The organism is Nostoc cf. edaphicum LEGE 07299 (assembly GCF_015207245.1).
Taxonomy (GTDB): domain Bacteria; phylum Cyanobacteriota; class Cyanobacteriia; order Cyanobacteriales; family Nostocaceae; genus Nostoc; species Nostoc edaphicum_B.
On sequence record NZ_JADEXF010000186.1, the window covers coordinates 1 to 6709 of the forward strand.

Annotated in this window: 6 protein-coding genes and 1 pseudogene; 2 read left to right on the forward strand and 5 right to left on the reverse strand. The window is 40.6% G+C overall.

What is annotated here, in order from left to right; genetic code table 11:
• Positions 1-472 (reverse strand): SDH family Clp fold serine proteinase (locus IQ229_RS07620; protein ID WP_409339905.1); only part of this gene is annotated, 472 nt, incomplete at its 3' end.
• Between the two features lie 105 nt (positions 473-577).
• Complete coding sequence (locus IQ229_RS07625) at positions 578-2464, reverse strand: serine/threonine-protein kinase (protein WP_194042620.1); 1887 nt, start codon at positions 2462-2464, stop codon at positions 578-580.
• Positions 2465-2759: 295 nt separating this feature from the next.
• Between IQ229_RS07625 and IQ229_RS07630 the strand changes: the two genes are divergently transcribed.
• Positions 2760-3680: a Tll0287-like domain-containing protein gene (locus IQ229_RS07630; RefSeq protein WP_194042621.1), complete on the forward strand. Its 921-nt coding sequence runs from the start codon at positions 2760-2762 to the stop codon at positions 3678-3680.
• Between the two features lie 184 nt (positions 3681-3864).
• Here IQ229_RS07630 and IQ229_RS07635 read toward each other — a convergent pair whose 3' ends face one another.
• On the reverse strand, positions 3865-5112 hold the full coding sequence (locus IQ229_RS07635; protein ID WP_194042622.1) for a serine/threonine-protein kinase: 1248 nt from the start codon (positions 5110-5112) through the stop codon (positions 3865-3867).
• Positions 5113-5470: 358 nt separating this feature from the next.
• On the opposite strand from IQ229_RS07635, the gene IQ229_RS07640 reads away from it, so the two are divergent.
• A complete protein-coding gene (locus IQ229_RS07640) occupies positions 5471-5713 on the forward strand; it encodes a hypothetical protein (protein WP_194042623.1) in 243 nt (80 codons plus the stop codon).
• Here IQ229_RS07640 and IQ229_RS07645 read toward each other — a convergent pair.
• On the reverse strand, positions 5696-5872 hold the full coding sequence (locus IQ229_RS07645) for a hypothetical protein (RefSeq protein ID WP_322743952.1): 177 nt from the start codon (positions 5870-5872) through the stop codon (positions 5696-5698). The genes IQ229_RS07640 and IQ229_RS07645 overlap by 18 nt on opposite strands.
• Positions 5873-6094: 222 nt before the next feature.
• Positions 6095-6613, reverse strand: a pseudogene (locus IQ229_RS07650) (Uma2 family endonuclease); the annotation flags it as partial.
• Between the last annotated feature and the right edge of the window lie 96 nt (positions 6614-6709).

Sequence of the window (6709 nt, forward strand, 5' to 3'; positions counted from 1 at the left end):
TTGGGTAGTTACCCAGTTGGGGATCAACTGGACCCAAGACAGCGTTAGCATCCATAATAATTTCATCAGAGGCGAGGGCAAGCATTGTACCGCCACTCATCGCATAGTGGGGTACAAAAACTGTGACTTTTGCTTGGTGGCGAATTAATGCTCTGGCGATTTGTTCCGTAGCTAAAACCAAACCGCCAGGAGTATGCAAAATTAAGTCAATGGCTACATCTGGCGGTGTGAGGCGAATTGCTCGTAATATTTGTTCTGAGTCTTCAATAGTAATGTAGCGAGATAGGGGAATTCCCAAAAAGCTAATGGACTCTTGACGGTGAATCAGTAAAATCACCCGACTTTTGCGTTCCTGCTGGAATTGTTGTAAAGCACGCAAGCGCCGATATTCTATTTGACGTTTTTGCCAAAGGGGTTGCAAAGAAGTCAGAAGGAGAAAGATCCAGAATAAATCACCAATACCAAAGCCCATATAATTTATTTTTGTTCAAAAATAACGGTTGCCGTCATTATTGTCACAAATTTGGGGCGATCGCAGTTCTATCTATAGATTCATAGAAAAATTACGAATTATTTACTACCCCCTTCGCCAAATTTTAATAGTGTCGTCATCACTACCGCTAACTAGGGTTTGGCCATCGGGACTGAAGACAACGCATCTAACATAGTTGGAATGCCCTGTAAGTGTGCTGATTTCTGTACCACTGTGTATGTGCCACAGTTTGATAGTGTTGTCCCAACTGCCACTAGCGAGGAATTGTCCATCCTGACTAAAGGCGACTGACCAAACTGAATCAGAATGACCTGTGAGAGTACGAATTTCTTTGCCTGTATTTACATGCCACAGTTTAATCGTGTTGTCAGCACTGCCACTGGCGATAATTTCCCCATTTTTGCTGAAGGCGATACAGTTGACAAAGAAGGAATGACCCGTGAGTGTGTAAATGTTTCTGCCTGTGTATATTTGCCACAGTTTAATCGTGTAATCATTACTGCCACTAGCTATCAGCTGTCTATCCTGGCTATTGGTTGCAGGTGTTCTTGGAGAGTAAGTAACTGACGAAACTGGGTCAGAATGACCTGTAAAAGTTTGGATTTCTATGCCTGTGTGTACCTGCCACAGTTTGATTGTGCAGTCAGCGCTGCCACTAGCCAGAAACTTGCCATCTGGACTAAAAGTAACGGAATTCACCCAATTAGTATGACCAGTGAGAGTACGAATTTCTTTGCCTGTCTTGACATCCCACAATTTGATTGTATTATCCCAACTTCCGCTAGCTAAAATTCCCCGGTTCAGGCCTGCAACTCCCGCAGATTTACCGGACTCGCCTTGATAAGAAAGGTATGAAGAGATTGGGCTAAAGGCGACGGAATTAACCATACTGGAATGACTAGAAGACCAACGACCTAGTTGACGCACTAACTTGCCAGTACCGACTTGCCAAAGTTTGATGGTCTTGTCATTACTGCCACTAGCAATAAATTGCCCATCTGGGCTAATGGCGATCGCATGAACCATACTAGAATGACCTTTGAGGGTCTGTACACATTGCCAGTTCTGCCGATCTAATACAATAGGTACAGGTAGTTGCAGTCTAGGCTTTATCAAAGTAGATGATATTTTGGTTACATCTTCACCAGTATCAGGGTCTAATAAATCTAACCACTCCTGCACAGACTGGGGACGATACGTTGACTCCAAATCCATGCCGCACATAATAGCCTGATTTACCCTGTTGCTGATGTTGGGATTAAAATATTGTGGTGGTTCTAAATTAATATTGTGACGTCTATCATCTGCACTAGTTGGTACAACTGCGGTAAGCAAATTATACAAAGTAGCGGCTAGAGCATAAATATCAATGTATTCTCCTCGCGGCGCTTCTGATTCATACTGTTCAGGTGGGGCAAAACCAGGAGTACGATACACTGTATGCCTTTGGATCATATTAGGAACAAATTCTCTAGCGATGCCAAAGTCTATCAGCACTGCTTCTAATTTATTAATGCGGATCATAATGTTGCGTGGTTTGAGATCCCTATGTAACAGTCCTTTAGAATGGATTAGGGTCAAAGCATCGCCAATTTGCCGGATGTAGAGTAGCGCTTCTGCTTCTGATAGCATCCCTATTCGCTTCAAGCGCTGTCCTAAGTCTTCCCCTTCGATGTAATCCATCACCATGCACGGCAAATTCCCTTCATCAAAGATGGTTTCTATCTGTACTATATGAGGATGGTGGCACACAGCCAGCCGAACTGCTTCATCACGAAAGTCTTGCCGTAACTTGTTCCGGTGGAGTATCCAGGCAGGGTGATTCAGGATTTCTTCTTTGAGAGTTTTAATCACTCGCTGTTGATTTCGTTGATTTCTGGCAAGATAAGTAATGCCAATTCCGCCTTCACCTAGTTGGCTTTCAATAATGTAGCGTCCCCCGAATAAAGACTTTCCTGCATTCCACACCATTAGTAATATTTGACAATTGCTGGTATTTATTTTGGCACGGTATGAGAACAGCCAACACGAATTTTTGGGAATTCCATTTCAATTGCTGTTGTAGCTTTTTGGAACTTAGTTACTTAGATAACATTTTCATTAACCTCAATAATTACTAATAGTATAAAGTTTGAATATACCCTCATAGTTTTGCCTAAACTATGCCTTTATACAAAAATATGAAAGTTGATTGCTCATGCTAGAGTAAACAGTAACTTTAGACATATTTGTTCATAATAATTTGACTTGTAGGTAATCTAAAATTATGCTAAAGAATCTCAATTTGAAACAAAAATTTACAATCCTGCTATTGGTGATTTTGACATTTGGTCTGAGCCTGAGTGGATTTACTCTTTCTTCTCTACTCAGGGAGAATGCCAAACAAGATATTAGCTCAACAGGTCTCATGCTGATCCAAACAATGAGTTCTGTTCGTAAATACACCAGTACTCAAGTGAATCCAGAGCTAGTTGATAAATTGGCTACTGAATTTTTGCCGCAAACCGTTCCTGGATACTCAGCACGAGAAGTGTTTGAAATTTTACGGAAAACAACAGACTACCGTGATTTCTTTTATAAAGAAGCAACTCTCAATCCCACAAATCTTCGGGATAAGGCTGACGGTTTTGAGACGGAAATTGTAGAACAGTTCAGAAATAAACCAGACCTTAAAGAAGTTAGTGGATTTCGCTCAATTCCTGGTGGGGATATCTTTTATATTGCTCGTCCCTTAGCAGTGTCTGAACAAAGTTGTCTGGTCTGTCATAGTGTACCTGAAGCTGCACCTCAAAGTATGATTAGTCTTTATGGTGCTGCTAATGGATTTGGATGGAAACTTAATGAAATTGTTGGCGCTCAGATTATATCAGTACCCGCCAAGAATGTCATTAACAAAGCAAATCAGTCTTCTTTACTAATTATCTTGATTGTATCAGCTATATTTATAGCGACTATCCTGTTAGTCAACTTGTTCTTGAATCGACAAGTTGTGATTCCTCTCAAACGCATGACTCGCATAGCCGAAGAAGTTAGTACGGGACATATGGAAGTTAAATTTGAGCAGATGTCTAATGATGAAATTGGTAATTTAGCTAAAGCCTTTAAACGGATGCAGTTAAGTTTAGAAATGGCGATGAAAAGAATCAAACGTACTCAAGGAGGTGCAGGCGATTATAATAATTCGTAATGACGCTCTCTACGAGACGTTGCGCGTAGCTTGTTCCCCGCGGACTAGCTACGGCTACGCTAACGTAATGACATTCTGTAGAAGACGTTGCGTGTAGCTTTGCTAGAAAACCTTGTTACTTTTATCAGCTCTCTTGACTTAAACTTACAGAATGAGTTAAGAGATTAAAAACTATTCCTCATATCTATGAAAATAAGCTTTTTTTGAATTCAAAAGCTGCTTGAAAATTAGGAATTTCCTTAGTTACAAGTTCAATAAATTGGTCAGCTGAAATATAAGGATTGTGAGCTAGTATTTCTTCTATAATCAGATTTGCCATTGGTCCAATGTGGTAGGCTAATTCTTGCTGGCAATGTTTGATAAATGCTGGTTGGAGTGAAGATTGTTGTTGTTCAATTCGTCGTCCATTTGGTGGACTAGTAGGTGAACTAAAAATTGTTTCTTCAGGTTGGTTATATGACTGTGATATAACCGACATAGCCTGAAATTCAGGATTAAACACCGTAGCTGGCAACTCATCATCAACCATGATTGCAGAAGACATCGCCACTTCTGGTTCTCCAATACGCTCTAAATCTCTAAGAACTTCGCTGGCTGTTTGATATCGCCTGTTAGGTCTATCTTCCAACATGCAATCAAGTACTTGAGCAAACCCATCAGTAACATAGGTATAATCACGCCAGTTCCATTCAAGTGAGTATTGATCCATTAGTAAAGACGGATCTCTAGCTGTGAGTAATACAATAGCAGTTACACCCAAAGCATAAAGGTCACTAGAGGGTGAGCATAAACCCAAACTAATCTGTTCGCGGGGAGCATATCCAACTTTGCCTACAAGGGACATTTTGCCAACAAACGTTACCTGGTGGTTGGAACTTCTCCCCTCGTTAATGTCAGCAATTTGCTTGCCTACCCCAAAATCAATCAGCACTGGCAGATCCTTGCCATCGGGTAACATGATGTTGTCAGGAGAAATATCTCGATGGATAATGTTGTGCTGATGGACATATTCCAAAACAGGCAGCAGATTTTTTAGCCACTGTATAACTTCGTCTTCAGAAAAATTTCTTCCTTGACGTTGAAGTTCTCCTAGCAGTCTTGAATATGTTTTACCGTCAACATACTCTTGTACTAGAAATAGCCGGCCATCTCCTTCAAAGCAAGCCAAAAACTTGGGAATTTGAGGATGTTGCAATTGATGAAGAATTTTTGCCTCTCTTTTAAATAAGTTACGGTATTGTTCCAGTCCACTTTCGCCTGTGCCAATGGGTGCAAATTCTTTGAGAACACAGGCTTCATTAAACCGACGAGTATCAAATGCTAAGTAAGTTCGTCCCAATCCTCCCTGTCCTAGAAGTTTTTGGATAATATAGCGGTTATCGATTAGAGTTCCAGCAGCTATTTCTGGCCTTGTCATAGGGGACTGTGACATCATCATCGCACTCCTAGCGATTTTGTTATTGATAAATTATCTAATTTGCTGAAAGTCAGAAACTCTAGCAGATAAAGGCTGATAACATCCTTTAAATTGAGGTTAGCACCACTATCGAGACAAGGAAATACACTTTTCTACAATTTTCTGATGGTCTTGTGTTACCAAATAGACGATTTTAACCTGAGTAGTTTGATCGTATTACTCATACTTAAGTATTTTAACTGCTGCAACATAATCAGTGTCTGCGGTAATATCTGCAAATGTTTAGGGCATCGCCTTTGGGATTTGCTGCTGAACCTTATTTTCCCCTTAGTAACCCAATTAAAACTGAGTTGAGGAACAGTAAGGATATAGCGTGACATCATGGTTTTTCATAAAAACTGAGGTTGCTATAGACTTGCTGAAAGGAATATTATATGTATTTCAAGTGCTAAATATGCGATCGCTCTCAAAAATTAATCTTTCTGAAAGCCAATATCGCTATCAAATAGCTGCTTCGCTATCGGCTATAAAAATTTTTAGTGCAGGTGATTCCTTAAAAGCAGAAAATTATGCTGCCTATCAGAAAAGACTCGTGAAGCTACAAGAATTCATCTAGTTCATTAGGATTCACGCCTAACTGACGCAAACGTTCTGCTAATTGTTCTGCTTTTCGTTTTTGAGCAGCTTCTTGTTCCGCAATGATAGCTCGTGCAGTTGCAGCAGTGGCTTTCTCTGTGGGTGCAGGAATTAATTCTCCTGTCAAAGTTGTTATCATGTTTAAATAATCCAAGCATTCATATAAAATCTTGGCAAATTATCAAGCCTACAATAGCAGTATATTCAATCCTAATAAACCTATGGCGATCGCAGTTGTTAAACCCTCGTCTTGCCTAACAACTGGTATTTAGCCCTACTTAATCATTTGTGAGAAATAAGATCCCCTGCTTGTCAAACAAGTCGGGGATCAGTAGCTTTCCATTTTTCCTAAAAAATTTCATCAGACTTCTGGCTCAATTCCTGCCGCCCGCAATTGTGCTGCTAGTCGTTCAGCACGCTGGCGTTCTTGTTCGGCACGTTGGTGTTCCTGTTCGGCACGTTGGCGTTCCTCTTGGGCTAACTCGGAACCCCAAGGCAAAAGGTTTCCTTGTTCATCCCACCACCGTAACCACTTTCCTGTGCGGTTTTCACGAGTACCTTGCCACACCCCAAGGTAAAGATTCATTTCGGCTATCCAGCAGCGTTGATTTTCATCAGGCTCTTGCAAAATATACTGTTCTGTGTTGTGTAAGCGATACATTTCGATACTGCCGCTATCTGGCTCAAAGATGATGTAGTTTGGCACTTTTAAGATGCGCTCGTAGAAAAACCATTTTCCTGGGGGATATGTCGCTTTGATAGAATATTCTGTCTCCTGTGTATCGGAAATAAATTCCATTACAATTACGGGAATCTCACCCTGTAATTGAGGGGTGTAACTGCGTGTTACTTCTTCTCTACTAACATTAATTTTGGCAATAGACATCTCCAAAATAGTAACGTTCTATGGTAAGAGAACATTAGAGAGCTTTTTGGACACAGAAACATGAGCGAGATTTTGAATTATATTGAAGGG

Coding starts and splice junctions, on each gene's coding strand:
- IQ229_RS07625 (WP_194042620.1), bottom strand. CDS start 2,464: ATGGTGTGGAATGCAGGAAAGTCTTTATTCGGGGGACGCTACATTATT.
- IQ229_RS07630 (WP_194042621.1), top strand. CDS start 2,760: ATGCTAAAGAATCTCAATTTGAAACAAAAATTTACAATCCTGCTATTG.
- IQ229_RS07635 (WP_194042622.1), bottom strand. CDS start 5,112: ATGTCACAGTCCCCTATGACAAGGCCAGAAATAGCTGCTGGAACTCTA.
- IQ229_RS07645 (WP_322743952.1), bottom strand. CDS start 5,872: ATGATAACAACTTTGACAGGAGAATTAATTCCTGCACCCACAGAGAAA.